Below are 24348 nucleotides of genomic sequence, written 5' to 3' on the forward strand. Positions count from 1 at the left end.
AGGGTACTGTGCGAGCGATGGTCCAGACCGGGTTCGGCGGGCCCGAGGTCGTGCACCCGCACGACCTGCCCGACCCGGAACCCGGCCCGGTCGACGCCGTCATCGCCGTCGACACCGCCACCCTCAACCGGCTCGACCTGCTGCAGCGCCGTGGCCCCGGGCTGCTCCCGGGCTTCGCGCTACCGCACATCGGCGGTATGGACGTCGCCGGCCGGGTCGTCGCCACCGGCTCCGGGGTCAGCACACTGCGGATCGGCGACCGCGTCGTCGTCGACCCCACCATCGGCTGCGGGCACTGCGGCACCTGCACCAGCGGCAACCCCGGCTACTGTGCCGCCCTGCAGGTGGTCGGCGGCAACCGGCCCGGTGGCTTCGCCGAGTACGTCGCCGTACCGGCTGCCGTGACGCACCGGGTCCCCGACCACGTCGACCTGGCCGACGCCGCCGCCCTGCCCACCGCGTGGGCGGTCGCCTGGCACGCACTGCACCGGGTCGGGCAACTGCGCTCCGGCGAAGCGGTGCTGATCCAGGCCGCCACCAGCGCGGTCAGTGTCGCCGCCATCCAACTCGCCCGCCGGGCCGGCGCCCAGGTCATCGCGGTCGCCCGGACGCAAGCCAAGCGGGCCGCGGCCACCGACCTCGGTGCCGACACCGTGCTCGACCTCGACGACCGGACCGCCGACGCGGTCCGGGACCACACCGACGGCCACGGCGTCGACCTAGTGCTCGACCACGTCGGCACGGCCACCTGGAACAGCTCACTCGGCAGCCTGCGCACCGGCGGTCGGCTGGTGCTGCTCGGCAACACCAGCGGCGACCAGGTCACCCTGTCGCTGGCCCACCTCTACCACCAGGGCCTGCGGCTGCTCGGCGCCGGTGCCTACGCCCCGGCCGACTTCGCCGCGATGCTCGACACCTTCTTCACCAGCGACCTGCGGGTTGTCCGGGCCGCCGAATACCCGCTCGCCGACCTGGCCGAGGCGTACGCCCGGCAGGAGTCCGGTGACCTCGTCGGCAAGATTCTGATCCGACCATGAACCGCACCCAGACCCAGACTCCGCACCCGACCACCGCCGGCCACGTCCCCGGCGGTGGTACCGGCGCCGGCGCCGGCGCCGGCACCGGTGCCGGTGGCGGCTCGGCCGACCTGCTGATCGTCGACGCCGACATCGTCACGATGGCCCCCGGCCGGGAAGTCGTCACCGGCGGGGCGATCGCCATCGTCGACGGCCGGATCGCCGACATCGGCCCGGCCGGCGCGTTGCGGGTGGCGTACCGGCACCCCCCGGAGCTCGACGCCGCCGGCTGCCTGGTCGTCCCCGGCCTGATCGACGCCCACCAGCACACCACCGCCGACCCGCTGATCCGCAGCAGCATCCCCGACCACGTCCCCGCCCAGCAGGCCATCTTCGACTGGATCGTGCCGCTGCACGCCGCCGTCACCGGCGACGACGACGAACTGTCCGCCACCCTCACCGCGGTCGAGGCACTCAGCTACGGCGTCACCACGCTGCTGGAGCCGGGTACCGTCGCCCACCCACTGCGGGTGGCCGCCGGGCTGCGGACCGCGGGCATCCGCGGCCGGGTCGGTCGCTGGGGCTGGGACACCCCGGACGCCCCGTACGCGATGCCGGCCGCCGACACCCTCGCCGCCCAGGCCGAGACGGTCACCGCCCTGGCCGGCGACCCGCTGGTCACCGGCTGGATCACCCTGGTCGGCCACGACCTGGTCAGCGACGAACTGTTCACCGGCGCCGCCGAATTGGCCGAGCGGCTCGACGTGCCGATGACCTGGCACCTGTCGCCCAGCGCCGACGACCCGGCCGCGTACGCTGTCGCCGGGCGACCCCGTCCGGTGCTGCACCTGCGCGACCTCGGGGTGCTGGGCCCCCGCCTGCTGCTCGGTCACGCCGTCTGGCTCGACGATGACGAACTCGACGTCCTCGCCGCCAGCGGCGCCGCCGTCGCCTCCTGCCCCGGCGCCTACCTGCGGCTCGGGCAGGGCTTCACCCGGGCCGGCCGGCACACCGAACTGCTGCGCGCTGGCGGCCGGCTGGCACTGGGCTGCGACTCGCACAACGCCGGCGACGTCCCGGACGTGTGGCAGGCCGCCCGGCTCTTCGCTGGCCTGGACCGGGACCGGGGCGCGGTCGACCCGCTGCGCGCCGACGAGGTCTTCGCCCTGGCCACCATCGACGGCGCCACCGCCGTCGGGCTCGGGCAGCTGACCGGCTCGATCGAGGTCGGCAAAGCGGCCGACCTGGTCGTGTTGGACACCCGCACCGTCGCGTGGACCCCGGGCGGTGACCTGGCCACCCAGCTCGTCTGGGGCGCGGCCAGCCACACCGTACGGGACGTACTGGTCGACGGCCGGCCGGTGATCCGGGATCGCCGGATCACCGGCGTCGACGTCGACGCCCTGCGTACCGAGGCCATGCGGCGCCGCGCGGACCTGCTGCGCCGAGCCGGCATCGACATCCCGCATCGCTGGCCTGCCGTGCCGGCGACCGAGTACCGCGCGCACCGGACCGGCCCGGCCGGTGCGACGCCCCCACAGTGAGAGGAACCGCAGTGACAATAAGGATCCGTAAGGGTGCGGCGGCGTTGCTCGCCGGCGCCGTCAGCCTGGCCCTGGTCGGCTGTGCCGACAACGACGCCACCGCGCCGGCCCCGGCCGGCTCCGAGGACGGCGGCACCGTCATCGCCGGCCAGCCGGACGTCAACGGCGACGGCAAGGTGCTGATCGGGGTGCTCAGCCCCGGGGACATCAACGACAACGGCTACTACGAGAGCTTCGTCGCCGAAGCGGAGCGGTTCGCCACCGAGGAGGGCTGGGAGGTCATCAAGCGCGGCTCGGTGCCGCCCACCGAGGCGCTCAGCGCCGCCCGGGCCCTGTGCCAGCAGGGTGTGGACATGGTCGCCCTCGGCGCCTCCGAACTCAAGGACGCCATCCCCGCGTCCGAGGAGCCGGCCTGCGAGAACGTCGCCTGGTACGTGCCGTCGTCGGAGAACATCCCACAGACCCCGCAGATCGTCATCTCCAGCGACGACCCGAACCAGAGCATGCTCGCCGCCGGCTACGCCGCCGGGCTGCTGATGGAGTCCGACGGCGACACCAAGGCCGGGTTCGTCACCGGTCTGGAGGTCGACTTCGCGATCAACGCCGCGCGGGCGTTCAAGGCCGGCATCCGGATGGTGGTCCCCGAGGCCGAGCTGGTGATCACATACACCGGTGACTTCAACGACTCGGCACTGGCCAGGGAGGCCGTGCAGGCGCAGATTAGCCAGGGCGTCGCCGTGGTCTATCCGTACCTGGGCGGGGCCACCGACGCCGCCACGGAGCTCGCCAACGAAGGCGGGGCGCTCACCCTCACCCCGGGCACCGACCGGTGTTCCTCCACCGCTCCGACCTTCGACATCTCGGTCATCTTCGACCCGGGTGCCTACTTCGCCGCCGCGCTGACCCTGTTCGCCGACGGCGAGTTGGAGATGGGCACCACCAAGGTGTGGCAGATCGGCGTGGACCCGTACCCGGCCATCAAGATCTGCGACGCGACCCCGGAGCAGACCGAGAAGATGGACGCGTTCGTCGCCGACGTGGCGAGCGGCTCGATCGACACCGCTGCCGAGGTGGAGCGCCTGGGCAACTGACCGCCCACCGTGACACCCTGATTCGCTGACTGACCGACAACGAGGTGGAACGGACTGTGGACACCGACGGCCAGCAGGCGCCGGCGCTCACCCTGCGCGGAGTGAGTAAGCGCTACGGTCCGGTCGTCGCCTGCGACGCCGTGGATCTCACCGTACGACCCGGTGAGATCCACGGCCTCCTCGGCGAGAACGGGGCCGGCAAGTCGACTCTGATGAAGATTCTGCTCGGGCTGGTGCACCGGGACACCGGGACCGTTCTGCGCGACGGCCGCCCGGTCGAGATCGACACCCCACAGGTCGCCGCCGATCTCGGACTCGGCATGGTGCACCAGCACTTCAGCCTGATCGAACCGCTCGCCGTCTGGGAGAACGTCATCCTGGGCGACACCGGCCGGGTCGACCGGGCAGCGGCCTGCGCCCAGGTGGAGCAGGTCGCCAAGCGGTACGGTCTGCCGATCGACCCGCTGGCCCGGGTGGACCGGCTCTCCGCCGGTGAACGGCAACGGGTCGAGTTGATCAAATGTCTGCGCCGGGACCCGTCCGTGCTCATCCTGGACGAACCGACCTCGGTACTGACCCAGGCCGAGTCGGCCGAACTGTTCACCGTGCTGCGCCGGGTGGTGCAGGCGGAGAACCGCGCGGTCATCCTGATCAGCCACAAACTGGCTGAGATCGTCGCCGCCACCGACCGGGTCACCGTGTTGCGACGCGGCGCAGTCGTCTTCCACGGCCCGACCGCCGAGACCACCCCGCAGTTGCTGGCCCGGCAGATGGTCGGCCGGGAGGTGTCGCTGCGGGCCGAGAGCGCCGCGCTCGGCCTGCTGCCCGTCGAAGGCCCGGCAGTCGCCGACGAAGCCACCGCCGTGCCGGCGGCGGTGGCCCCGTCCGTCGTCGAACCAGCGGCGGGCCCGGCACTGAGGCTGCGTGACGTCACCGTGCTCCTCGGCGACCTGGCGATCCTCGACACGCTGAGCCTGGACGTGGCACCCGGCGAGATCGTCGGCCTGTACGGCGTCGAGGGCAACGGCCAAGCCACCCTCGGTGACCTGCTCTCCGGGCTGGTGGTGCCCGACTCGGGCAGCGTCGAACTCGCCGGCGAACCGGTCGATCTGGCCAAGCCCGGCGCACTGCACGACGCCGGTCTCGGCATCGTGCCCGAGGACCGGCACCGTTCCGGCGTGGTGCTCGACATGACCATCGCCGAGAACCTGGCGATGAAATCCCTGACCAGCGTCTCCGGTGCCGGTGGGGTGCTCAACCGGCGACGGATGCACCAGGTGGCCCGGCAACGGATGACGGAGTACAACATCATCGCGCCGTCGCCGGACACACCGGTCCGCAGCCTCTCCGGTGGCAACCAGCAACGGGTCGTACTGGCCCGGGAGTTGTCCGCCGACCCGAAGGTCCTGGTCGCCGCCCAGCCGACCCACGGCCTGGACGTCGGCGCCATCGAAGACATGTACGTGCGGCTACGCGCCGTCGCGGCGGAAGGGGTGGCGGTGTTGCTGATCTCCACCGAACTGGAGGAGGTGATGACGCTGGCGAACCGGATCGCGGTGATCTCCTGCGGCCGGATCGTCGGGGTGCTCACCACCGAGGAAGCCACCGCCGAACGCCTCGGCATGCTGGTCGGCGGGGTGAGCAACTGATGACACCGCCGAACGGAGGTGACGCGGCCGGCCGGCGGCTGCTGGCCCGGCTCAACCCCGGCGTCGGCGGCTGGCAGGTGGCCGCGGCGACAGTGGCCACCGTCGCCGCCGCCCTCGGCCTGTCCGCCCTGTTGATCGCCGTCACCGGTGGTTCCCCGTCCGCCTCGGTGCAGGCCCTCTACCGGGGCAGCGTGGCCACCCCGGCGGCGTGGAGCAACTCGCTGCTGTATGTCGCGCCGCTGCTGCTGGTGGCGGTCGGCGCCTGCGTCAGCGCCCGTTCCGGCTTCTTCAACATCGGCCAGGAGGGCCAGGTGCTGATCGGCGCGTTGGCCGGCGCCTGGGTCGGGCTGCGGCTCGCACTGCCCGGCCCGCTGCTGGTGGTCGTCGTCCTGCTCGCCGCGCTGCTCGCCTCCGGCGGTTGGGCCGGGCTGAGCGCGCTCATGTACCGCTTCCGGGGCGTCAACGTCGTGGTCAGCACGTTGCTGATGACCTTCCTGGCCCAGCAGTTGGTGTCGTTCGCGGTCAACACCCCGTGGCTGCTGCAGGAGTCCCGGCTGGGCACCGGCGTCGTCTCGCCGCAGTCCAACCCGCTGCCCGAGGGCGGCCGGCTTGGCTCCTTCGGCGACTACCCGAACCTGCAGATCAACGGTGGGCTGATCCTGGCGGTCCTGCTCGCGGTCGCGCTCAGCCTCGCGATGACCCGTACCCGATGGGGTTTCCGACTGAAGATGCTCGGCCTCAACCCGGTCACCGCCAAGCACGCCGGCGTACGGGTCGGGGCCCTCGGTGGCATGGCGCTGGCCACCTCCGGCGCTTTTGCCGGCCTCGCCGGCGCGATGCTGTTGACCAGCCCGGTCGGCAGCCACCGGCTGCAACCCGGCATGTCACTGAACATCGGCTGGGACGGTCTGCTGGTCGCCCTGGTCGCCCGCAACAATCCGCTGCTGGCCATCCCGGTCGCGGTGCTGTTCGGGGTGCTGCGCGCCGGCGGCAGTTTCCTGGCCGCGACCGGCGTGCCGTCGTTCCTGGTCGACGTGGTGAAGGCACTGCTGGTGCTCGCGTTCGTGGCACCGCCGGTGGTGATCGCCATGCGGCGTCGGCGCCGGGCCGGTACGCAGACCGCCGGCACACCCCCGCCGGCCGCCGGAATGCCCACCCCTGTCACGCCAGCGACGGATCCGTCCGTACCGGGCAGCGACAAGAACGCCATGGAAGGAAGGCTGGCATGAGCGCCGCCGACAACATCGCCACCATCCTGTCCAGCGGAGCGCGGCTGACCATCCCGCTCGCCTTCGCCGCCTGCGGCGAGTACGTCGCCCAACGCGCCGGCACGCTCAACATTTCGGTCGAGGCGATGATGCTCGGTGCCGCGTTCGGCTCGATCGCCGTCGCCAGCGCGACCGGCAGCGCCACCGTCGGGCTGGCCGCGGGTGCCCTGATCGGCGTGCTGATCGCGGTGGTGCACGCCAACCTGTCGCACCGCGCGCAGATCAACACCTTCGTCGTCGGCCTGGTGCTCAATGCGCTCGTCCTGGGGCTCACCAGCTACCTGATCACGATCAGCACGTTCACCGGCCACCAGGTGGGGCGGGTGGACATCCCGGTGCTGCGGGACATCCCGGTCATCGGGCCGGTGCTGTTCGTCCAGCGATGGCCGGCGTACCTGCTGCTGATCGCGATCCCGTTGACCTGGTGGCTGGTGGAGCGCAGCCGGTGGGGTCTGGAGTTGCGGGCGGTCGGCGAGAACCCACAGGCCGCCGACGTGAGCGGGATCAAGGTCAACCATCGCAGGCGGCAGGCGTTGCTGTTCTGCGGGCTGCTCGCCGGACTCGGTGGGGCGTACCTCGCGGTCGGCGAGGTCGGTTCGTTCAACCAGAACATGACCGCCGGCCGGGGCTACCTGGTGATCGCGGCGGTGATCTTCGGCGCCTGGCGACTCGGCCGTACGATGATCGGCTGTGCCGTCTTCGGTCTGGCCGACGCGATGCGGCTGGCCCTTCCGTCGCTGGGCGTCACCGTCAACTCGCAGTTGCTGATCGCCGCGCCGTACCTGCTCGCCCTGCTCGCCATGCTGATCTTCGCCACCGCCCACCGAGAACCCAGAGCCCTGGCTCAACCCTTCCAACGCGGCACCACCTGAGACCGGACGGGCGACACCCCCGGTAAACCACCGGAGACGTCGCCCGGGTCGGCGGCGGCCGTCGCCCGGTTCGGCGATGGTTCGGCGGGAATGTGATCGGGTAGCGAGCTTGGCATGGGAGCCGAACAGCCGAAGACGACCCCGTCCCGCCGACCGACGGCACGCTGCACCCCGAGGCGTGGGGAGCGGCGGTGACTGGGACGACCTGGTCACTTGGGCCGAGCGTCGGCGCGTTGGCGGTGGCGCTGCTCATCATCGTCTTCGTCGGCAAGGCGCTGGCCACGACCGCCGACACCCTCGCGGACCGGACCGGGATGGGCGAAGCGGTCGCCGGTGCACTGCTGCTCGGCGGAGTGACCTCGCTGCCCGGCATCGCTACCACCGTGCTCGGCGCATGGCAGGGCGACGCCCAGTTCGCCATCGCCAACCCGATCGGCGGAATCGCCGTACAGACGGTTTGGCTGGCCATCGCCGACCTGCTCTACCGGCGGTCCAACATCGAGCACGCCGCCGCCTCGCTGGAGAACATCATGCAGGCGTTGGTACTGGTGTCGCTGCTCTGCCTACCGGTCGTCGCCTACGCCACCCCCGCGCTCACCATCGGCTGGGTGCATCCGGCGAGCCTGCTGATCCCGGTGCTCTACCTGTACGGGCTGTACCTGGTGCGCCGGGTACGGGAGGGCCCGATGTGGCGGGCCGAGCAGACCTCCGACACCCGGCAGGACGTGCCGGACGATGCCAACGGCGAAGCCGCGGGCGGGCCGAGCACCCGCCGGCTGTGGCTGCGGTTGGCCGCGCTCGCCGTTGTGGTCGGCGGCACCGGGTACCTCATCGGACAGGGTGGACTCGGAGTGATCGCGGCGACCGGGCTGCCCAGCGGCTTCGTCGGCTTCACCGTCACCACCGCGATCACCTCACTGCCGGAACTGGTCACCCTGATCGCGGCGGTGCGCATCGGCGCGCTGACCCTCGGCATCGGCAATATTCTCGGCGGGAACGCCTTCGACGCACTGATGATCTTCCTCGCTGACGCGACGTACCGGCCAGGGTCGATCTACACCGACGCCGCCTCGGCCGGCCTTGTCCTGGCCGGGACGACGACCCTGATGACGGCCACCCTTGCCGCCGGCCTGCTCATGCGGGAACGCCGGGGGGTCGGATTCGAGGGCGTCGCCATCCCGTTGATCTATCTCGCCACTGTGGTGGTGCTGCTGGTCCGCGCGGCGTGAGGCGGCGGGCCGGTGTCCGGGCGGTGCCGGTCAGCGCCGGCGGCGCAATGCCGGGTCGGTCAGCGCCGGCGGCTGGAAGCCGGCGTCGGCCGGGTTGACGTAGCTCCCCGGCGGCACCAACTTGTCGATGCGGTCCAGCACCTCGTTCGGCAGCGTCGCCAGGTCCCCGGCGCCGAGCTGGCTGCGCAGCTGCGGCAGCGTACGCGGTCCGATGATCGCGCTGGTGACGGCCGGGTGGCTGAGTACGAAGCCCAGCGCGAGCTCGATCAGGGTGCGGTCGGCCTGCGCCGCCAGCTTGGCCAACTCGCCGACGATGTCGAGTTTGCGCTGCCGGTGGGCAGCGTCGCGGAAGTCGAAGTGGTCGCCGTTGCGTCCGGCCCGCGAGTCGTCCGGCGCGTCCGTGGAGCGGTACTTGCCGGTCAACCAGCCACCGTTGAGCGGGCTGAAGGCGAGCACGCCGAGCCGGTGCCGTTGGCAGGTCGGCAGCACCCCGGCCTCCACCCCACGAGCCATGATCGAGTACGGCAGCTGCTCGGTGGTGAACCGCTCCCGTTGCCGCCGCCGCGCCACCCACTGCGCCTCGACGATCTCCTCAGCCGGGAAGGCCGAACTGCCGATCATCAGCACCTTGCCCTCGCGTACCAGGTCGGACAGGGCGCCCAGGGTCTCGTCGATGTCGGTGTCCGGTTCCGGCCGGTGCACCTGGTAGAGGTCGATCCGGTCGGTGCCGAGCCGGCGCAGGCTGCCTTCGACGGCCTGGCGGATCCAGCGCCGTGAGTTGCCGCGTCGGTTGCGGTCGTCGCCCATCGGCTCGTGGAACTTGGTGGCCAGCACCACGTCGTCACGGCGACCGCGCAGCGCCCGACCGAGGATCTCCTCGGACTCGCCGTGCGCGTACACGTCGGCCACGTCGACGAAGTTGACCCCGGCGTCGAGTGCCTCGTCGACGATCCGGTGGCACGCATACAAACCCCCCGAACGTGTGCCGACCACGCTGGCACGGGCGTCGGCCGGGGGCACCGGTCTACCGGATCGAAGCACTGCCTCCCGGTTTGTGTCCCCGGCACATGGTCGCTCGGTACCGTGCTGAATAGCCTGGTAGACGCGGTAGTACAGACTTTTCGGCAACTGGAGGTTCCTGTGGCGACCGGCCTGACCCACGCCCGATGGACGCACGTGGCACTGCCCACCGGCGACCTCGACAAGGCCATCTCGTTCTACACCGCGCTCACCCCGCTGGTGGTGGTCGAGCGGTTCTCCGACGCCGACGGCGAGAGCGTCTGGCTCTCCAACGACAAGCAGGTCGAGACGCCGTTCGTGCTGGTGCTGGTCTCGTTCAACAAGGACAAGGGTGGCCAGCTCGGGCTGCTGCACCCGTTCGCGCACATCGGCATCGAGGTGCCGAACCGCGCCGACGTCGACGAGATCGCCGCCCGTGCCCGGGAGCTGGGCTGCCTGCACTGGGAGCCGCGGCAGATGCCGCCGCCGGTCGGCTACATCTGCGCGCTGAAGGACCCGGACGGCAACGTCATCGAGATCTCCCACGACCAGCAGGTGTTCGACACCGTACGGCGGCTGTGGGGGAGCTGACCGGCCAGCACACCCGCGAGGCGGTGCTGCGCTATCTGGCCGCGCTGAACGCCCGGGACGCCGACGCGGTCGCCGGGTGCGTCAGCGTCGGGTTCGTCAACGAGCACACCGCCGCGTTGGGTCGGACCGTCACCGGCCGGGCCGCATACCGGGCCCGGCTGGACGGTTTTCTGGCCGAATTCGCCGACCTGCGCTACGAGGTCGAGGAGTTGCTGGTCGACGGTGACCGGGCGGCGGTGGCGTACCGGATGTCGTTCCGTCTGGTGTCGGCGGGCAAGGCACCGGTGCGCATCCGCGGCATGTTCCGCTTCCGGGTGGACGCCGACGGACTGATCGCCCACCGGGTCGACTACTGGGACAGTGCCGAGGTGCACCGCCAGCTCTCCGCCGGTGGCTGAACCGCCGGCGGCTGGTGGGTAGAGTGGCGCTGTGGTGGTCACGGGTCGACCGGCGAGCGCGACCGACGAGGTGACCGGCGAGGGGCCGGCCATCCAGACGGTGCAGCGCGCCGCGACTATCCTGCAGGCGTTCACCGTCGAGCGGCCCCGGCTCACCCTCGCCGAGCTCACCGCCGACCTGGCGATCAGCCGGGCCACCGCGCACCGGTACGCCCGGGCGCTGCGCGCCGCGAACCTGTTGCGTTTCGACGTCGTCACCGCCACCTACACGCTCGGGCCGCAGATCCTGGCGATGGAGGCGGCGGCCCGGGCAGCACTGCCGATCGTCACGGTCGCCGAGCCGTTCCTGGACCGGCTGACCCGGCTGACGAGCCTGACCTCGGTGCTCAGCGTCTGGAACGGCGAGGCGCCGACGGTGGTCCGCTGCATGGACAACACCAGAGGCGACGTGCGGCTCAGTGTCCGTACCGGCTCGCCACTGGACCTGACCCGTTCGGCGCAGGGCCGGGTGTTCTGCGCCTTCCTGGCGCCGGGCGAGAGCCCGGTGGTGGCCCGTCAGCTGCGGTTGTCCGCCGCGTTGCGCGAGGTGGCCGAGCAGGTCCGCCGCGACGGCGTCGCGGTCAACTCACCGGAGGATTTCGGGGTACGGGTGATCGCCGCCCCGGTGTTCGAACGTACCCAGGTGGTGGCCGCCCTGGCGGTGCTCGGCACCAGTGTGGCGCTGGCCGGCGCGGCGGAGGCGACCGCGGCGCGGACGCTGCGGCAGCTGTCCGACGAGTTGTCCGAGGCGCTCGGCGCGATCGCCGGCTAGCGCCGGGGGTTGCCGGTGACGCTGCCCAGCTCGGCGGTGACCACGCCGGCGGCGCGTTGCAGGGCGCTGGCGAGCGGGCTGTCCGTACCCTCCGGTACCGAGGTGGTGGTGCCGACGATCGCCATCGCGGCGATCAGCGTCTGACCTCGGAAGATCGGTGCGGCGATGCTACGGACCCCGTTGACCGACGGGGTGTTGGCGGAGATCCCGGTCCGGCGGATCTTGTCGATCTCGTGGCGTAGTTCGGCCGAGGCGGCCAGGTCGGCGGCGAGCCCGGGAACGTCCTGTTCCGGCAGGAAGGCGCAGAAGACCCGGCCCTGGGCGGATTCGGTGCGGGAGAGTCGGGAGCCGGTGCGCACGCTGACCCGGATCACCCGGTCGGTGTTGTCGTCGGCGCGGACCACGACCGCGGTGTCGCCGTCCCAGACGCTGAGTACCACGGTTTCGTCGACCTCGCGGACCAACTGCTGCATGTGCGGGCCGGCGATGCTGATCACCGGCATGGCGGCGCGGGCGGCGGCGGACAGGGTGAGAATCTGTGGGCCGAGGGAGTAGAGACCTTCACGTTCGTCGTAGCGCAGCAGGTTGCTCTCCCGCAGCGCCTTCGTGTAGCGGTGGGCGGTGGCCTTGCTGGTGCCGAGGCTGGCGGTGAGTTCGTTGAGGCTCAGCCGGGGGCGGGCGGCGGTGAACGCGTTGAGGATCACCGCGGCGCGCTGCACGGTCTGGATCGCCGGCGCGCTGGGCTCGACCGCTGGGGCGCTGGGCCCGGCGGTCGGAAGGCTGTCGTCCGCCATCTGGCTTCCTAACCGAGCATGTGCGGGAAGTGAGACAGCATCATGGCATACGGGACCTTACGTTGTCGATGCACCCGCATGCCGTGCCGCGATGTCGGCGTAGATGCTGGCGAACCGGACGAGATCGGTCAGCGCGTACCGGTCGAGCCGGGGGTCTGCCGGGTCCGGTCCGCGCGACGGCGGCCCCAGCCGTACCGTCGGCACCCCGCGACCACGCAGCACCACCCCGTCGGTCGACCCGGTCCAGCCGGTGACCGGCGGGGGCGGGGAGCCGTGGGCATCGGTCCAGGCGGCGTACGCGTGCCGGGCGATCGGCGCGGCCGGGTCGGTGGCGGCGGCCAGGTGGACCAGTTGTCCGTCGACGGAGACCGGGCAGTCGCGCAGCGGGGTGTCGGCGAAGGCGCGCAGCAACGCGGTGTGCAGGTCGTCGCGGATCCGCGTCGGGTCGTCGCCAGGCACCGTCACCAGGTAGAGGTGCAGCTCCAGCAGCCCGGCCAGCAGATCCGGTTTGCCGGGTTGGCCGGCGCGGACCGCCCCGATGCCGAGCTCGGCGCCGACCGGTGCCGTCGGGTCGGCGCGCCGCGCCAGATGCCGACGGCGGAAGTCCTCCAGCGCCTCGATCACCGTGCCCAGGTGGGCGATCAGCCCGCCCGGCGGTACGGCGGACTCCCGGGCCAGCACCGGATGCAACCGGGTGGTCAGCCGTACCCGCAGGAACATCGCCCCGGGTTCGGCGGTGAGCACCCCGGCCGGGCCGGTCTTGGCAACCACCGCGGCGGCTGGCGGCGGATGCCGGTCCAGGTGGTGGGTCACGCCGCCGGGTGCCTGCCCGCCCGGGTGATGCCGGTGGGTGCCGGCGGCGGCCAGCAGCAGGGTGAGCCGGTGCGGTCGGCCGGTGGCCCGCAGCGCGGCGGCGGCCGTGGTGAAGCCGGCCAGGGCGCTGGCGGCGGCGGCCCGGGCGACGCCGAGCCCGAAGCCGCTGACCAGGGCGGTGCCGTCGGGCGCGGCGGACCGACCCAGGCCGCAGCTGCGCGCCGGGGTGGAGACCCCGGTCGGCGGGCCGGTGATCGGTTCGTCGAATTCGGCCGTGCCGGTCAGCGAGGTGTCAAGGTGGGAGTAGATCAGTAGCTCCGGGCCGTCGCCGAGGTGCGACGTGGCGACCAGGTTCGCGCTGTGCGGGGTCGCGACGCTGCCCGGCAGCGGCTCGACCTGCCAGTTCAGCTGCGGCCAGTGGGCTCGGCCCCAGTTGGCGAGCCGGTCGGCGGTGGCCCGTTCCTGCCCGTACGGGGTCGGCGCGGCGGTCAGCACCGTCAGGGCGTCGACGATCGGGTCCTCGCTCATCGTCTCATCCCATCACCAGAGCGACAGTTATCCAAGATGACATCTCGCATGTTGACATAGCCGGGGCGTGGTCTCTAGCGTGACGTGACATCAAGAGGTCGCCGCCCCGCCGGACAATCCCAGGTCGCCGTGGGTGCAAGGCCGAAGCGGGCCGCCGATGAGCCCCACTGTGACGCAGGAGGACCGATGACCTACGTGGTCACCGACGAATGTGTGGACGTGCAGGACCGGTCCTGCGTCGAAGAGTGTCCCGTGGACTGCATCTACGAGGGTGACCGGATGATGTACATCAACCCGGACGAGTGCGTAGACTGCGGTCGCTGCGAACCGGTCTGCCCGGTCACCTCGATCTTCCACCTCGATGATCTGCCCGGCAGCCAGGCCCACTTCGGCCCGATCAACGCCGAGTTCTTCGGCGAGATCGGCACCCCCGGCGGTGCACGCAAGATCGGCCGGGTCGGCCACGACCACCCGGCTGTCGCCGGAAGTGGCAGCTGATGACCGCCGAACACGAGGTCGACCTCGCCATCATCGGCGCCGGACCGGCCGGCCTGTACGCCGCCTACTACGCCGGCTTCCGGGGCATGACGGTGGCGATCATCGACTCGCTGCCGGAGCCCGGCGGGCAGATCGCTGCCCTCTACCCGGAGAAGGACATTTTCGACATCGCCGGTCTGCCGGCGATCAAAGGGCAGCAACTCGTCGACTCCCTGCTCACCCAGGCCGCCACCGCCAAACCCACCTTCCTGCTGGGCGAGAGCGCCGTGGAGCTGACCAACGCCGACGACCACGTGCGGATCGGCACCGACGTCGGCAGCCAGGTCCGGGCCAAGGCAGTCCTGCTGACCGCCGGCATCGGCACCTTCACCCCGCGCGAACTGCCGGTCGGCAACGACTACTTCGGCCGCGGCCTGCGCTACTTCGTGCCCCGGCTGGAGGAACTCGCCGGCCAGGACGTCGTGGTCGTCGGCGGCGGTGACTCCGCCGTCGACTGGGCGCTGGCCCTGGAGCCGTACGCCGCCAGCGTCACCCTGGTGCACCGCCGCCCGCAGTTCCGGGCCCACGAACGCAGCGTCGACCAACTGCACGACTCCACCGTGCGGGTCGTCACCCCGTACGAGGTCGGCGCGATCACCGGCGAGCCGCAGCTGACCTCGGTCACCATCACCGAAGTACGCGGCGACGGGCGCGAGGAACTACCCGCCCAGGCGGTGGTGGCCGCGCTCGGCTTCATCGCCGACCTCGGCCCGATGCAACAGTGGGGACTGGAGATGACCAACCGGCACATCACTGTCGACCGCGCGATGCGCACCAACCTGCCCCGGGTCTACGCCGCCGGGGACATCACCGACTACCCCGGCAAGGTACGGCTGATCTCGGTCGGCTTCGGCGAGGCCGCCGCCGCGGTCAACAACCTGGCACCACTGGTCAACCCGGCGCTGAGCACCGTGCCCGGCCACTCCTCGGACGCCGCGTGAGCGCCCCGGCCGCCGACGCCCGGCGCGAGACCGGCGAGCAGACCGACACCGGCCCGACCGCAGGCGCCGACGCGCCGACCGGACTGCACCTGCTCGCCACCCGGCGCGGGCTCGCCCGGGTCTGCGGCGACGGCACCGCCGAACTGCTCGACCTGGCGTACCCGGACGTCGCCGCGCTGCTGCGCGCCGGCGCCGGCCTGACCCCGGCCGCCGCCGCCCCGGCCCGGGAGCGGCTGACCCTCGACACCCTCACCGCCGACCTGGTCGCCCCGCTGGGCAGCACCCGCGCGGTCTGGGGAGTCGGCCTCAACTACCACTGCAAGGCGCGCGCCGCCGGCCGGGCCGTCCCCACCGAACCGGTGCTCTACCTCAAGTCGGCCAGCGCCGGCTCCGGCCCGGACGCCACCGTGACGCTGCCCGACCAGATCAGCGCCCAACCCGACTACGAGGGCGAGATCGCCCTGGTCATCGGGGCGCGCATGCACCGTACGCCGGCCGACCAGGCCTGGTCGCACGTTGCCGCGATCACCGCCGCCAACGACCTGACCGCCCGCGACGTGATGACCGCGACGGCCAACCCGACGCTGGCCAAGAGCTTCCCCGGCTTCGGCGCGCTCGGTGCCTCGGTGCTCGACATCGCCGCCGTCGCCGACCGCGACGCGATCCCGGTCCGCACCACCGTCAACGGCGAGGTACGTCAGGAGGCGACCACCGCCGACCTGATCTTCCCGGTGCCGCAGCTGCTCGCCTGGATTACCCGGTACGTGGTGCTGGAACCGGGTGACGTGGTGCTCACCGGCACCCCGGCCGGCACCGGTCAGGACCGGGGCAGCTTCCTGCGCCCCGGCGACCTGGTCGAGGTCGCCGTCGGCGGGGTGCTGCCACTGCGTACCCGGTTCCGCGCCGAAACCTCCCACCCGGCACCGCCGGCTCCTCCTTCGCACAGAAAGCCGCAGACCCCATGACTGAGAATGCTCCCCGGTACGACCTGGTGCTGGCCGGCGGTGAGGTGTTCGACTCGGCCACCGGTGCCAGTCAGGTCGCCGACGTCGCGGTGACCGGCGACCGGATCGCCCGGATCGCGCCCGGCCTGGCCGCCGACGGCCGTGAGGTGATCGACTGTGCCGGGCGGTACGTGCTGCCCGGCCTGGTCGAGGGACACACCCACATCTTCGCCGAGGTGTCCAAGGTCGGTGCCCCGCCGGACGAGGCGCACCTGCACCGGGGCGTCGTGGCCGCCTGTGACGCCGGCACCGTCGGTGCCTCCACCTTCGCCGCCTTCGAGCGCTACGTCGCCGGACCGGCGAAGATGCGACTGGTCAACTTCCTCAACGTCAGCGTCCTCGGGCTGATCGACTTCCGGTTCGGCGAGCTGATGAACCCGGACACCCTGGTGATCGAGGACGCCCTGGCGGTCGCCGCCGACAACCCGCACCGGGTCCGTGGTTTCAAGATCAGGCTCTCCGAGGACGTCGTCGGCCACGACTGGCGTCCGCTGCTCAAGCGCTCCCTGGAGCTGTCCGCCGACGCCGACCTGCCGTTGATGATCCACATCGGGGAGACCCCGGAGCCGCTGCCGGCTGTGCTGGAGATGCTGCGCCCCGGCGACGTCATCGCGCACTGCTACACCGGCAAGCCGTACGGCATCCTCGCCGACGGCAAGGTGCTGCCCGAGGTGTACGCCGCCCGCGAGCGCGGCGTGCTGTTCGAGTCGGCGCACGGCAAGAGCAACCTGAGCTTCAAGGTGGCCGAGCCGGCGATCGCGCAGGGCTTCTACCCCGACGTGATCACCTCGGACACCTCGGCCCGCAACTGGCGTGGCCCGGTCTTCGACCTGGTCACCAGCATGGCCAAGCTGCGCGCGCTCGGCATGACGATGGAGCAGATCGTGCCCCGGGTGACCAGCGCCCCGGCCCGGCTGCTCGGCCTGGACGTCGAGGGCTACGGCAGCCTGGTCGAGGGCGGCCCGGCACACGTCACCGTGCTCGCCGACGCCGACGAGGCGGTGCTGCCCGACGCGGCCGGCAACCAGCTCACCGCGCCCCGGCTGGAGCCGGAAGTGGTGCTGCTGGCCGGCGAGCGGGTGCCGACCGTACCGTGGCGCGGCCTGCCCGCCGGAAACTGATGGGCACGCGTACCGGGGTGCACGCCGGTCGGGCCGCGCTGCGCGAACGCCTGCGGCGCGGTCGGCGGATGGTCGGCACCTTCCTGAAACTGCCCGGCACCGACGCCGTCGAGCTGGCCGCCCAGGCCGGGCTCGACTTCGTCGTGGTCGACCTGGAGCACTCCGGGCTGGACGAGCGGACCGCCGCCGGGCAGCTGCGGCACGCCGCGCTGCTCGGCCTGTCCGCCCTGGTCCGGCTGGCCGCGGTCGATCCGGCGCAGATCAACCGGCTGCTGGAGGCGGGTGCCGCCGGGGTGCAGCTGTCCACCGTCCGCGCCTGCGCGCAGGTCGCCGCGTTGCGCGCCGCCGTGCGGTACGCGCCGGTCGGCCGACGCAGCATCAGCCTGGGCCACCCGTCGGCCGGCTACGGGGTCGGCGGGCTGGACGCCTACCTGGCCGCCGAGGCCGCCGACCCGCCGCTGCTGGTGGCGCAGATCGAGACCGCCGACACCGACGACCCGCTGTCCGAGCTGCTCACGGACGCCCACGGTGAGCCGAGCGTCGACGTCGCGTTCGCCGGCACCACCGACCTGGCGGTCAGCCTCGGCCTGGCCACCACCGACGACCAGGCGCCACTGCTGCGCCGGGTGGGTGAGATCGCCGACGCGGCCCACGCCGCCGGGGTCACCCTGGGTGGGTGGGCGCCGGCCGCGACCGACAAGACACTGCACCGGTACGGCCTGACCAGTGCCGGCTACCTGGTCGCCGGATCCGATCTGCAGCTGCTCGGCGCCGGTCTGCGCCAACTCGCCACCGACAATTGAGTCAGCCCTCGAAGGGAGTCCTGACGTGCTCAACCCGCAGCTCTACCGCACCTCGGTCAACTGGGACGACATCCCCGCCACCGACGTTCGCCCCGGTGTGCGACGCAAGGTGTACGCCACCGACGAGGTGGTGCTCGCCTGGCACGAGCTCAGCGTCGGGATGGACCTCAACCCGCACACGCACGACGACTTCGACCAGCTGGTGATGATCCTCGGCGGCCGGTGCAACTACTACGTCGACGGGGTGCCGCACGACATGAGCGCGAGCTCGATGCTGCTGGTGCCGCGCGGCGCCGAGCACTACGTCGAGCCGACCGAAGGGCCGTGTATCAACCTGGATCTGTTCGCCCCGCCGCGCGCCGACTTCCTCGCGCACGCCTGGCGCCCGGCCGCGCAGGACTGAGCGCCAGCGATGACCGACATCGTGGTGGTGGGCAGCCTCAACGTCGACGTGGTGGTGCCGCTCGATGAGCTGCCCGCCCCCGGCCAGACCGTGCTCAGCTCCGCCGACCATTCCCGGGCCGGCGGCGGCAAGGGCGCCAACCAGGCGGTGGCCGCCGCCCGGCTGGGCCGCTCGGTGGCCATGGTCGGCGCGGTCGGCGACGACCCCGAAGGGCAGTGGCTGCTCGGCCTGCTGGCCGCCGAAGGCGTCGACACGGCGGCGGTGCTGTGCGCGCCCCGACCTACCGGGCAGGCGATCGTGCTGGTCACCGCCGACGGGGACAGCACCATCGCGGTCAGTTCCGGGGCCAACATGTGGCTCACCCCGGAGCACCTGCGGCCGTACGCGGGGCTGATCGGTGACGCTGCCGCCGTACTGCTGCAGCAGGAGATCGACGCATCGGTGGTCGCCGCCGCGGTGGCCGCCGCCCGCGGTCTGGTCGTGGTGAACCCGGCGCCGGCCCGACCGATCGACGCGGCCACCCTGGCCCGGGTCGACGTGCTGGTGCCCAACCGGGGCGAACTCGCCGCGTTGGCCGGTGCCTGGCCGGCCGAGGACGTCGACGCTCTCGCCGCGATGGCCCGTTCGCTGGGTACCCGAGGGCCGGTGGTGGTCACCCTCGGCGCGGACGGTGCGTTGGTGGTGACGGACGACCGGGAGCACCTGGTGCCGGCCGAGCAGGTCGTCGCGGTGGACGCCACCGGTGCCGGGGACACCTTCTGCGCGGCGCTGGCCGACGCACTGCTCGACGGAGTGTCCATCGAGGACGCGGCCCGTTGGGCGACCCGGGTCGCGGCGGTGACGGTCACCCGCCCCGGCGCGATGGCCAGCGTGCCCCGCCGCGCCGAGGTGCTCGCCACCCGGTAGCCGTCAGTCGGCGGCCTGCGCCGGCCCCTTCGGGTCAGATCGACCGGCGCGGCCAGCGTTTGCGTGGCGGCGGGTCTTCGCGCACCGGCTGGTCGCGCCACCAGCCCATGAATCGCCAGTAGAGGTAGCCGCTGCGGTCATGTGCCAGGTCGATCATGGCGTCGAGCAGGCACGTCGCCATGTACACCGACAGGGACACTCTCGCCCCGGCGTACTCGGCAAGCAACTCCTGACGGCGGGTGTGACAGGGCCACGGGTACGAGCATCCGGCGCAGACCCAGCTGGGCCGGGTGGGGATGTGCAGGCTCATCGGGCCTCCCGTGGCCAGTGGCCTCGGTTGATCGGGATCCGGTGCCGGGCGTGGCAGGGCAGCGCTGACCCGCACCGGCAGACCCGCTGCCACCTGCGCCACGACCACGCCGGTCGATGTCGCCTGGCCAGAGTCATCGCGACCGCGCTGACGTATTCGTCGAACGAGACCATCGGGCTGCCTCCTCGCTGGTGAACGAGAGCGGCGGTGACGAACCTGATGGCTTCCGCCTCCGCCGCAATCACCATGGCAGGCCGTGGTGAAAACCGCAGTATGCGGATGGAAGGATGCTAGTGATGGTCTTGTGATGGGCAGATGGCTTGCTTGGTGGTGAGGTGAGGTGCAGGATGCGTCTGTGGCACAACGACAAAGCCCGACGGTCAAGCGGCGGCGGCTGGCGATGACCCTCCGAAGCCTGCGGGAGCAGTCCGGTCTCTCGTCGACCGAGGCGGCGCGACGGGTCGACCACGACGGAAGTTGGTTGTCTCGCATCGAAACTGCCGAGGTGCGGCCGCACCCGAACGACGTACGAGCCCTTCTTGGGCTCTACGGTGTTGGCGGCGAACAGGCTGAGGCCGTCATCGCTGTGGCGCGGCAGGCCCGGCAGCGCGGCTGGTGGCAGCGCTACAGCGAGGTGCTGCCAGACTGGTTCGTCACCTACGTTGGCATGGAGTCCGAAGCGTCGGTCATCCGGTCCTACCAGTGCCAGATGGTTCCAGGTCTACTGCAGACCGAGGACTACGCGCGGGCCGCCTTTCGCGGCTCGCCGATTCCGATGCGGGACAGTGAGCTCGAGCAGCAGGTCGCCCTGCGGATGGACCGGCAGGTCATCCTCGGCGCAGACGATCAGCCAGTCCTGCGGATGATCCTCGATGAGGCAGCCGTACGACGAATGGTCGGTGGACCGAAGGTGCTTCGGGCGCAGCTTGACCGCCTCATCGCCGAATGTGACCGGACGCGGGTGCAGATTCAGGTCCTGCCGTTCGGAGCCGGTGCCGGCTTCGACGGCAGCTTCGTCATCCTTGACTTCCCGCCGATGCCCGAGCCCTTTCCCGAGGCAGCCGAGGATCGGCTGGTCTATGTCGGCAACCTCACCGGTGCGCTCTACCTGGAACAGCCGGCCGAGGTCGCCGCCTACTCTGCTGCGTTCGAGCAACTTGCTGCCGAGGCTCTGGCGCCAGCGGTGTCCCGCGATACCTTGGCTAGGATCGCCAGCGACTTGGTGACCTAGCAGAAGGAGCACGACGTGGACTCGGCGTGGCGCAAGAGCACCCGGTCTGGTTCCTCCGGTGACTGTCTGGAAGCCCGGTACGTCGGCACCATCGCCCAGGTGCGCGACAGTAAAGACCAGGTCGGGCCAGTGCTGTCGTTCACGGCAGGGGAGTGGGCCGGTTTCGTATATGGGATCAAAGCGGGCAAGCTCCGCGCGTGATGCCATCGAGTGGACCGCCGCCGCGACCAACGGGCCTCGTATCGCAGAACTGCTATAGTTGCTGAGTGTCGTGGCCCCTCTTCTACCACCCCAAAGCCGAAGCGGAACTGAAGGAGTTGCCTGTCCGGGAGCGTGTAGCGATTAGGCATGTGGCGGACAAACTGCAAGCAATCGGTCCGAACCTCGGCCATCCGCACTCCAGCGACATCAAGATCGCCTCGAACCTCCGCGAGCTGCGCCCTCGGGCCGGCCGTAGCCGCTGGCGGGCCTTCTACCGCCAAGTCGGTCCGGCCTATGTCGTCGGAGCTATCGGCCCTGAAGCGAACGTCAACCAGCGAGCCTTCCGGAAGGCAGTCACCGCAGCGGAGCAACGGATCGACGAAGTGGAGGACGAGTGATGAAGCTGTCAGATCTTAAGTCGGCAGCCCGGGTCAACGCCGAGCAGAGCCAGGACCCGGAGTTTCGTGCAGAGTGGAACCGTGCGGCCTTCGCTCACGACGTCGCGCTTCGCATCCTGCGCTACCGTGACGAGCAGGGCCTAACCCAAACTGCCCTAGCCCGCAAGGTTGGCATGACGCAGTCCGTCATCGCGCGCCTTGAATCAGGCGACCAGCCGCCGTCTATCCCCACGCTGGCCAAGTTGTCGAAGGGCACCGGAATGGACTTCAACATCAGGGTCAGCAGCGGCACCGTCGAGGTCATGGCAGCCTAGCCAATCTGGGGCAGCCGGGCGGATCAGGTGAGGGTGATCGGGTTGGTGAGGGCGGCCATCTGCCCATCGGGGTGACGTATCTCGACGCGGACGAACGCCGACTCGATCGCGCTGGTCCGCCACCGGGCGCCGCCGGCACCGTCCGCCGACAGTGACACGCGGTACGCCGTACCCCGGTCGGTGTGGAAACTGATCGCGCCCGACGGCACGCCACGGACCTCGACCCGGACGGTGGCCGGGGCCCCGCCGGTGTCGAGTCGTTCGCCGATTTCGACGCGGCGGTCGGCGGTTGCGACGGTCAGTGACAGGTCGACGTCGGCGGAGTCGGCGATCCAGCTGTGGCCGGCCGCGATGCCGGCCAGCAGGGCGGCGGCGGTGCACCTTTCGGCGCGTACCACGGTGTGCGGTATGCCGATCTGGCCGGCAAGATGGGTGTCGCTGTTGCCGATCGCCGGCCGCCAGTTGCCATGGTGGACGCCGGTGGTGAGGCTGGCGGCCCAGTCGGCCAGACCTGCTTCGTTGTCGGCGTTCCACGGCAGGTCCGAGCTCCACTGTCCGTTCCAGACCTCGACGGCGTCGAAGCCCTGGTACGGGTACTCGAACGTGCCCGTCGGGTACGGCGCGTACGGGTGTGCCACCACGCACAGCCCGCCGGCCCGGTGCACGGCGTCGAGGTGCCGGTCGATCGGGCCGTCCTCGACGCCGTACCTCCAGTCGACCACCTGGCCGGGTGCCAGGCCGAGCGCCAGCCAGTGGCCGGTGCGGGTGGTCACCTCCTGCCCGGGGATCACCAGCAGTCCGTCGGTGGACTGATCGGCCCAGTCGTCGTGGGCATCGGCCGTGTTGTGCTCGGTGGCGGCGACGAAATCGAGCCCGGCCGCGTGGGCGGCGACGGCCAGCTGCGCCGGGGTCAGCTCGCCACCGGTGGAGTACGTCGAGTGCAGGTGACAGTCACCCCGATACCAGCCGGCCATCCCCGGAAGCGTACTCAGCTCCGGGTCATCCGGCCGGGTGTGGTGGCGGTGTCACGGCGGCCGGCCGGTTCCGCATCCGGTGAACCGTCAACGCGATCGCCATCAGCAGGGCCGCGACGAACAGATCACAGCCGAACAGGCCGAACCCGGTGCATGCGCTGAGCATCCCGAGGCCGAACGTGACGAGGGTCAGCGTCCAGCCGACCCGGGTAAGCGAGGACCGGTCGGCAACCCAGCGCGGCGCGGTGCCGCGCGGCCGCCGGGTCACCGCGAGGATGACTGCTGCGGCGACGGTGGCGAGGATCGTCGGGAACAGGAGCAACATGCCTTCGTCGCCGAGTACGGTCCACGACCAGATCGGTCCCTCGTGGAACGAGAACCCCTGGTCGATGATCGTCAGGTAGTCCCGCACGACAAAGTTGATCAGGAGTGCGGAGTTGCCGGCCGCCACGATGGCCAGCAGGGCGAGGGCGCCACTGGCCGCCGTGCTGTGTTCGGTCCGCCGGCTCGCCCACCCGGCGAAGAACCAGCCGAGGACAATGCCGGCGAGGCCACCGGCGGCAAATCCGGCCGGCATCGCGGCCGGCTCGATCCGGCGGACCGAGACATCGAACCAGCCGCCGTTGGCCGGCGCGGTGGTGTCGTAGTAGTTGCCGAAGGTCAGCACCCAACCGCCCTTGGTGGCGGTGAGCGTCTCGGCGACACACGGACCGGTGCGGTCGAGCGCCGGGGTGAGCCGCCAGCCGGCGGCGGTCAGTCGGTCCGCCCCCTGCGCGCCGTAGGCACATGGGTCAGGCATCGGGCCGGGGTACTCGACCTCGTACCGCACCTGGCCGAACTGTGCTTCGCCGTTGCCGTTGACGAATACCTGCTCGTGCCGCTCCAGTGGTGGTACCTCGACGTCCGGCGTTACCAGCCCGGCGATAGTGGCCATCTCCGCCGTGTTCGGCAGCGGTCGGTCGGTTTCGCCGAAGGCGCGGGCGGTCAGCGACGCGGCCACGAAGCCGCTGAGGATCGCGACGGCGATGGCGACGGGTACCACGAGGCGGTTGCCCGGTCGGCCCAGTCGGGCGCGCGGGGCGTGCCGGAGTACGTCGACGACCTCGCGGGTGCTCGGCCGGTGGCGGCCGGTGGCCTCGGCGACCATCAGCATCGTGTCGAGCAGTTCGGCCCGGCGGGGTCCGGGCGGGTAGGCGCGGGCGAGTAGGCGGTAGCGCCGGTAGCGTGCGGTGCCGGTCGGGCTCATCCGAACGCCACCGTGGCCGGCCCGGCCGGTGGGCGCAGCACGTCCAGTAGCCGGGTCGCGGTCGCCACCTTGCGGCTCAGCCGCTGTGTCTCGGTGGCCAGCGCGGCGCCACCGGAGTCGGTGAGCCGGTAGTAGCGGCGTAGCCGCCCGTCGACGGCCTCCTCTCGGTCGACCTCGACGAGGCCTTCGGCGGCCAGTCGGTCGAGGGCGGCGTAGAGCGTCGCGGCCAGCAGCTTGGTCTCTCCGTCGGACAGCTTGGTGACCTGCTGAATCACCCCGTAGCCGTGTCGGGGCTGGTCCACCAGCGCGGTCAGGATCCAGAACGTCGGTTCTCTCATCGGACGTGTCACGCGGTT

Annotated in this window: 28 protein-coding genes; 21 read left to right on the forward strand and 7 right to left on the reverse strand. The window is 71.5% G+C overall.

All coding sequences use genetic code 11. The features are described from left to right. The first annotated feature begins 17 nt into the window (after positions 1–17). The 7 genes from ACFHVL_RS10280 (at position 18) to ACFHVL_RS10310 (ending at position 8669) form a co-directional block, all read left to right on the forward strand. On the forward strand, positions 18–1037 hold the full coding sequence (locus tag ACFHVL_RS10280) for a zinc-binding dehydrogenase (protein ID WP_416627248.1): 1020 nt from the start codon (positions 18–20) through the stop codon (positions 1035–1037). Beyond that, positions 1034–2560, forward strand: coding sequence for an amidohydrolase family protein (locus ACFHVL_RS10285; protein WP_416627250.1), 1527 nt, complete (start codon positions 1034–1036; stop codon positions 2558–2560). Before ACFHVL_RS10280 ends, ACFHVL_RS10285 begins: the two co-directional genes overlap by 4 nt. A gap of 11 nt (positions 2561–2571) precedes the next feature. After that, complete coding sequence (locus ACFHVL_RS10290; protein ID WP_416627252.1) at positions 2572–3651, forward strand: BMP family ABC transporter substrate-binding protein; 1080 nt, start codon at positions 2572–2574, stop codon at positions 3649–3651. A gap of 56 nt (positions 3652–3707) precedes the next feature. Then, positions 3708–5300 carry an ABC transporter ATP-binding protein gene (locus tag ACFHVL_RS10295; RefSeq protein WP_416627254.1) on the forward strand — a complete coding sequence of 531 codons (1593 nt, stop codon included), beginning with the start codon at positions 3708–3710 and terminating at the stop codon, positions 5298–5300. Next, positions 5300–6529, forward strand: a complete 1230-nt coding sequence (locus ACFHVL_RS10300) for an ABC transporter permease (RefSeq protein WP_416627256.1) — start codon at positions 5300–5302, stop codon at positions 6527–6529. The genes ACFHVL_RS10295 and ACFHVL_RS10300 overlap by 1 nt, the downstream gene beginning before the upstream one ends. Continuing rightward, the gene (locus ACFHVL_RS10305) at positions 6526–7440 is read left to right on the forward strand and encodes an ABC transporter permease (protein ID WP_416627258.1); all 915 of its coding nucleotides are present in this window, start codon (positions 6526–6528) and stop codon (positions 7438–7440) included. The genes ACFHVL_RS10300 and ACFHVL_RS10305 overlap by 4 nt, the downstream gene beginning before the upstream one ends. 191 nt (positions 7441–7631) lie before the next feature. Next, positions 7632–8669, forward strand: coding sequence for a sodium:calcium antiporter (locus ACFHVL_RS10310; RefSeq protein ID WP_416627259.1), 1038 nt, complete (start codon positions 7632–7634; stop codon positions 8667–8669). 30 nt (positions 8670–8699) lie between these two features. Here ACFHVL_RS10310 and ACFHVL_RS10315 read toward each other — a convergent pair whose 3' ends face one another. Next, positions 8700–9638, reverse strand: a complete 939-nt coding sequence (locus tag ACFHVL_RS10315; protein ID WP_416627261.1) for an aldo/keto reductase — start codon at positions 9636–9638, stop codon at positions 8700–8702. Positions 9639–9809: 171 nt separating this feature from the next. Here ACFHVL_RS10315 and ACFHVL_RS10320 point away from each other — a divergent pair, with 171 nt between their 5' ends. From ACFHVL_RS10320 to ACFHVL_RS10330, 3 genes are read left to right on the forward strand one after another with little or no spacing between them, the layout of a single operon-like run. Continuing rightward, positions 9810–10259 carry a VOC family protein gene (locus tag ACFHVL_RS10320; RefSeq protein ID WP_416627263.1) on the forward strand — a complete coding sequence of 150 codons (450 nt, stop codon included), beginning with the start codon at positions 9810–9812 and terminating at the stop codon, positions 10257–10259. Next, positions 10247–10657 (forward strand): nuclear transport factor 2 family protein, encoded by a 411-nt coding sequence (locus ACFHVL_RS10325; protein WP_416627264.1) that lies wholly within the window; start codon positions 10247–10249, stop codon positions 10655–10657. The genes ACFHVL_RS10320 and ACFHVL_RS10325 overlap by 13 nt, the downstream gene beginning before the upstream one ends. 31 nt (positions 10658–10688) lie before the next feature. Then, the gene (locus ACFHVL_RS10330; protein WP_416627266.1) at positions 10689–11468 is read left to right on the forward strand and encodes an IclR family transcriptional regulator; all 780 of its coding nucleotides are present in this window, start codon (positions 10689–10691) and stop codon (positions 11466–11468) included. Here the strand turns inward: ACFHVL_RS10330 and ACFHVL_RS10335 are convergent. Both ACFHVL_RS10335 and ACFHVL_RS10340 read right to left on the reverse strand, forming a co-directional pair. After that, positions 11465–12262: an IclR family transcriptional regulator gene (locus ACFHVL_RS10335; protein WP_416627267.1), complete on the reverse strand. Its 798-nt coding sequence runs from the start codon at positions 12260–12262 to the stop codon at positions 11465–11467. The two genes, ACFHVL_RS10330 and ACFHVL_RS10335, sit on opposite strands and share 4 nt — an antisense overlap. A 57-nt stretch (positions 12263–12319) precedes the next feature. Further along, positions 12320–13603: a hypothetical protein gene (locus tag ACFHVL_RS10340; RefSeq protein WP_416627269.1), complete on the reverse strand. Its 1284-nt coding sequence runs from the start codon at positions 13601–13603 to the stop codon at positions 12320–12322. Between the two features lie 186 nt (positions 13604–13789). Between ACFHVL_RS10340 and fdxA the strand changes: the two genes are divergently transcribed. From fdxA to ACFHVL_RS10375, 7 genes are read left to right on the forward strand one after another with little or no spacing between them, the layout of a single operon-like run. Then, complete coding sequence (gene fdxA, locus ACFHVL_RS10345; RefSeq protein ID WP_326552297.1) at positions 13790–14101, forward strand: ferredoxin; 312 nt, start codon at positions 13790–13792, stop codon at positions 14099–14101. Then, a complete protein-coding gene (locus ACFHVL_RS10350) occupies positions 14101–15081 on the forward strand; it encodes an NAD(P)/FAD-dependent oxidoreductase (RefSeq protein WP_416627271.1) in 981 nt (326 codons plus the stop codon). The genes fdxA and ACFHVL_RS10350 overlap by 1 nt, the downstream gene beginning before the upstream one ends. After that, on the forward strand, positions 15078–16046 hold the full coding sequence (locus ACFHVL_RS10355; RefSeq protein ID WP_416627273.1) for a fumarylacetoacetate hydrolase family protein: 969 nt from the start codon (positions 15078–15080) through the stop codon (positions 16044–16046). The genes ACFHVL_RS10350 and ACFHVL_RS10355 overlap by 4 nt, the downstream gene beginning before the upstream one ends. Next, positions 16043–17206 carry a hypothetical protein gene (locus ACFHVL_RS10360; RefSeq protein ID WP_416627275.1) on the forward strand — a complete coding sequence of 388 codons (1164 nt, stop codon included), beginning with the start codon at positions 16043–16045 and terminating at the stop codon, positions 17204–17206. The genes ACFHVL_RS10355 and ACFHVL_RS10360 overlap by 4 nt, the downstream gene beginning before the upstream one ends. Beyond that, positions 17206–18009 (forward strand): HpcH/HpaI aldolase family protein, encoded by an 804-nt coding sequence (locus ACFHVL_RS10365; protein WP_416627276.1) that lies wholly within the window; start codon positions 17206–17208, stop codon positions 18007–18009. The genes ACFHVL_RS10360 and ACFHVL_RS10365 overlap by 1 nt, the downstream gene beginning before the upstream one ends. Before the next feature lie 25 nt (positions 18010–18034). After that, positions 18035–18412 carry a cupin domain-containing protein gene (locus ACFHVL_RS10370; RefSeq protein WP_416627278.1) on the forward strand — a complete coding sequence of 126 codons (378 nt, stop codon included), beginning with the start codon at positions 18035–18037 and terminating at the stop codon, positions 18410–18412. 9 nt (positions 18413–18421) lie between these two features. After that, entirely contained in the window at positions 18422–19318 is an 897-nt protein-coding gene (locus tag ACFHVL_RS10375; protein WP_416627280.1) for a ribokinase, read from the forward strand. Positions 19319–19352: 34 nt separating this feature from the next. Here the strand turns inward: ACFHVL_RS10375 and ACFHVL_RS10380 are convergent, their stop codons facing one another. Further along, positions 19353–19628: a flavin reductase gene (locus tag ACFHVL_RS10380; protein ID WP_416627282.1), complete on the reverse strand. Its 276-nt coding sequence runs from the start codon at positions 19626–19628 to the stop codon at positions 19353–19355. 355 nt (positions 19629–19983) lie between these two features. Between ACFHVL_RS10380 and ACFHVL_RS10385 the strand changes: the two genes are divergently transcribed. From ACFHVL_RS10385 to ACFHVL_RS10400, 4 genes are all read left to right on the forward strand, one after another. Continuing rightward, positions 19984–20859, forward strand: coding sequence for a helix-turn-helix domain-containing protein (locus ACFHVL_RS10385; RefSeq protein ID WP_416627284.1), 876 nt, complete (start codon positions 19984–19986; stop codon positions 20857–20859). A gap of 15 nt (positions 20860–20874) precedes the next feature. After that, positions 20875–21060 carry a DUF397 domain-containing protein gene (locus ACFHVL_RS10390; RefSeq protein ID WP_416627286.1) on the forward strand — a complete coding sequence of 62 codons (186 nt, stop codon included), beginning with the start codon at positions 20875–20877 and terminating at the stop codon, positions 21058–21060. A 65-nt stretch (positions 21061–21125) separates the two neighbouring features. Next, positions 21126–21458 carry a type II toxin-antitoxin system RelE/ParE family toxin gene (locus tag ACFHVL_RS10395; RefSeq protein ID WP_416627288.1) on the forward strand — a complete coding sequence of 111 codons (333 nt, stop codon included), beginning with the start codon at positions 21126–21128 and terminating at the stop codon, positions 21456–21458. Then, positions 21458–21772 carry a helix-turn-helix domain-containing protein gene (locus ACFHVL_RS10400; RefSeq protein WP_416627290.1) on the forward strand — a complete coding sequence of 105 codons (315 nt, stop codon included), beginning with the start codon at positions 21458–21460 and terminating at the stop codon, positions 21770–21772. Before ACFHVL_RS10395 ends, ACFHVL_RS10400 begins: the two co-directional genes overlap by 1 nt. 23 nt (positions 21773–21795) lie before the next feature. Here the strand turns inward: ACFHVL_RS10400 and ACFHVL_RS10405 are convergent, their stop codons facing one another. The 3 genes from ACFHVL_RS10405 to ACFHVL_RS10415 are packed head-to-tail and all read right to left on the reverse strand — an operon-like array spanning position 21796 to position 24342. Beyond that, positions 21796–22746, reverse strand: coding sequence for a CehA/McbA family metallohydrolase (locus ACFHVL_RS10405; protein ID WP_416627291.1), 951 nt, complete (start codon positions 22744–22746; stop codon positions 21796–21798). Between the two features lie 25 nt (positions 22747–22771). Next, positions 22772–23992, reverse strand: a complete 1221-nt coding sequence (locus ACFHVL_RS10410; protein ID WP_416627293.1) for a hypothetical protein — start codon at positions 23990–23992, stop codon at positions 22772–22774. Beyond that, complete coding sequence (locus ACFHVL_RS10415; protein WP_416627295.1) at positions 23989–24342, reverse strand: PadR family transcriptional regulator; 354 nt, start codon at positions 24340–24342, stop codon at positions 23989–23991. The genes ACFHVL_RS10410 and ACFHVL_RS10415 overlap by 4 nt, the downstream gene beginning before the upstream one ends. Between the last annotated feature and the right edge of the window lie 6 nt (positions 24343–24348).

The sequence above is a fragment of the Micromonospora sp. LOL_023 genome (genome assembly GCF_048060115.1).
GTDB lineage: Bacteria > Actinomycetota > Actinomycetes > Mycobacteriales > Micromonosporaceae > Micromonospora_E.

Bases quoted from the DNA above. Each gene is read 5' to 3' on its own strand.
- ACFHVL_RS10280 (WP_416627248.1), top strand. From the start codon at position 18: ATGGTCCAGACCGGGTTCGGCGGGCCCGAGGTCGTGCACCCGCACGAC.
- ACFHVL_RS10285 (WP_416627250.1), top strand. From the start codon at position 1,034: ATGAACCGCACCCAGACCCAGACTCCGCACCCGACCACCGCCGGCCAC.
- ACFHVL_RS10300 (WP_416627256.1), top strand. From the start codon at position 5,300: ATGACACCGCCGAACGGAGGTGACGCGGCCGGCCGGCGGCTGCTGGCC.
- ACFHVL_RS10305 (WP_416627258.1), top strand. From the start codon at position 6,526: ATGAGCGCCGCCGACAACATCGCCACCATCCTGTCCAGCGGAGCGCGG.
- ACFHVL_RS10335 (WP_416627267.1), bottom strand. From the start codon at position 12,262: ATGGCGGACGACAGCCTTCCGACCGCCGGGCCCAGCGCCCCAGCGGTC.
- ACFHVL_RS10340 (WP_416627269.1), bottom strand. From the start codon at position 13,603: ATGAGCGAGGACCCGATCGTCGACGCCCTGACGGTGCTGACCGCCGCG.
- fdxA (WP_326552297.1), top strand. From the start codon at position 13,790: ATGACCTACGTGGTCACCGACGAATGTGTGGACGTGCAGGACCGGTCC.
- ACFHVL_RS10350 (WP_416627271.1), top strand. From the start codon at position 14,101: ATGACCGCCGAACACGAGGTCGACCTCGCCATCATCGGCGCCGGACCG.
- ACFHVL_RS10360 (WP_416627275.1), top strand. From the start codon at position 16,043: ATGACTGAGAATGCTCCCCGGTACGACCTGGTGCTGGCCGGCGGTGAG.
- ACFHVL_RS10365 (WP_416627276.1), top strand. From the start codon at position 17,206: ATGGGCACGCGTACCGGGGTGCACGCCGGTCGGGCCGCGCTGCGCGAA.
- ACFHVL_RS10375 (WP_416627280.1), top strand. From the start codon at position 18,422: ATGACCGACATCGTGGTGGTGGGCAGCCTCAACGTCGACGTGGTGGTG.
- ACFHVL_RS10380 (WP_416627282.1), bottom strand. From the start codon at position 19,628: ATGAGCCTGCACATCCCCACCCGGCCCAGCTGGGTCTGCGCCGGATGC.
- ACFHVL_RS10400 (WP_416627290.1), top strand. From the start codon at position 21,458: ATGAAGCTGTCAGATCTTAAGTCGGCAGCCCGGGTCAACGCCGAGCAG.
- ACFHVL_RS10405 (WP_416627291.1), bottom strand. From the start codon at position 22,746: ATGGCCGGCTGGTATCGGGGTGACTGTCACCTGCACTCGACGTACTCC.
- ACFHVL_RS10410 (WP_416627293.1), bottom strand. From the start codon at position 23,992: ATGAGCCCGACCGGCACCGCACGCTACCGGCGCTACCGCCTACTCGCC.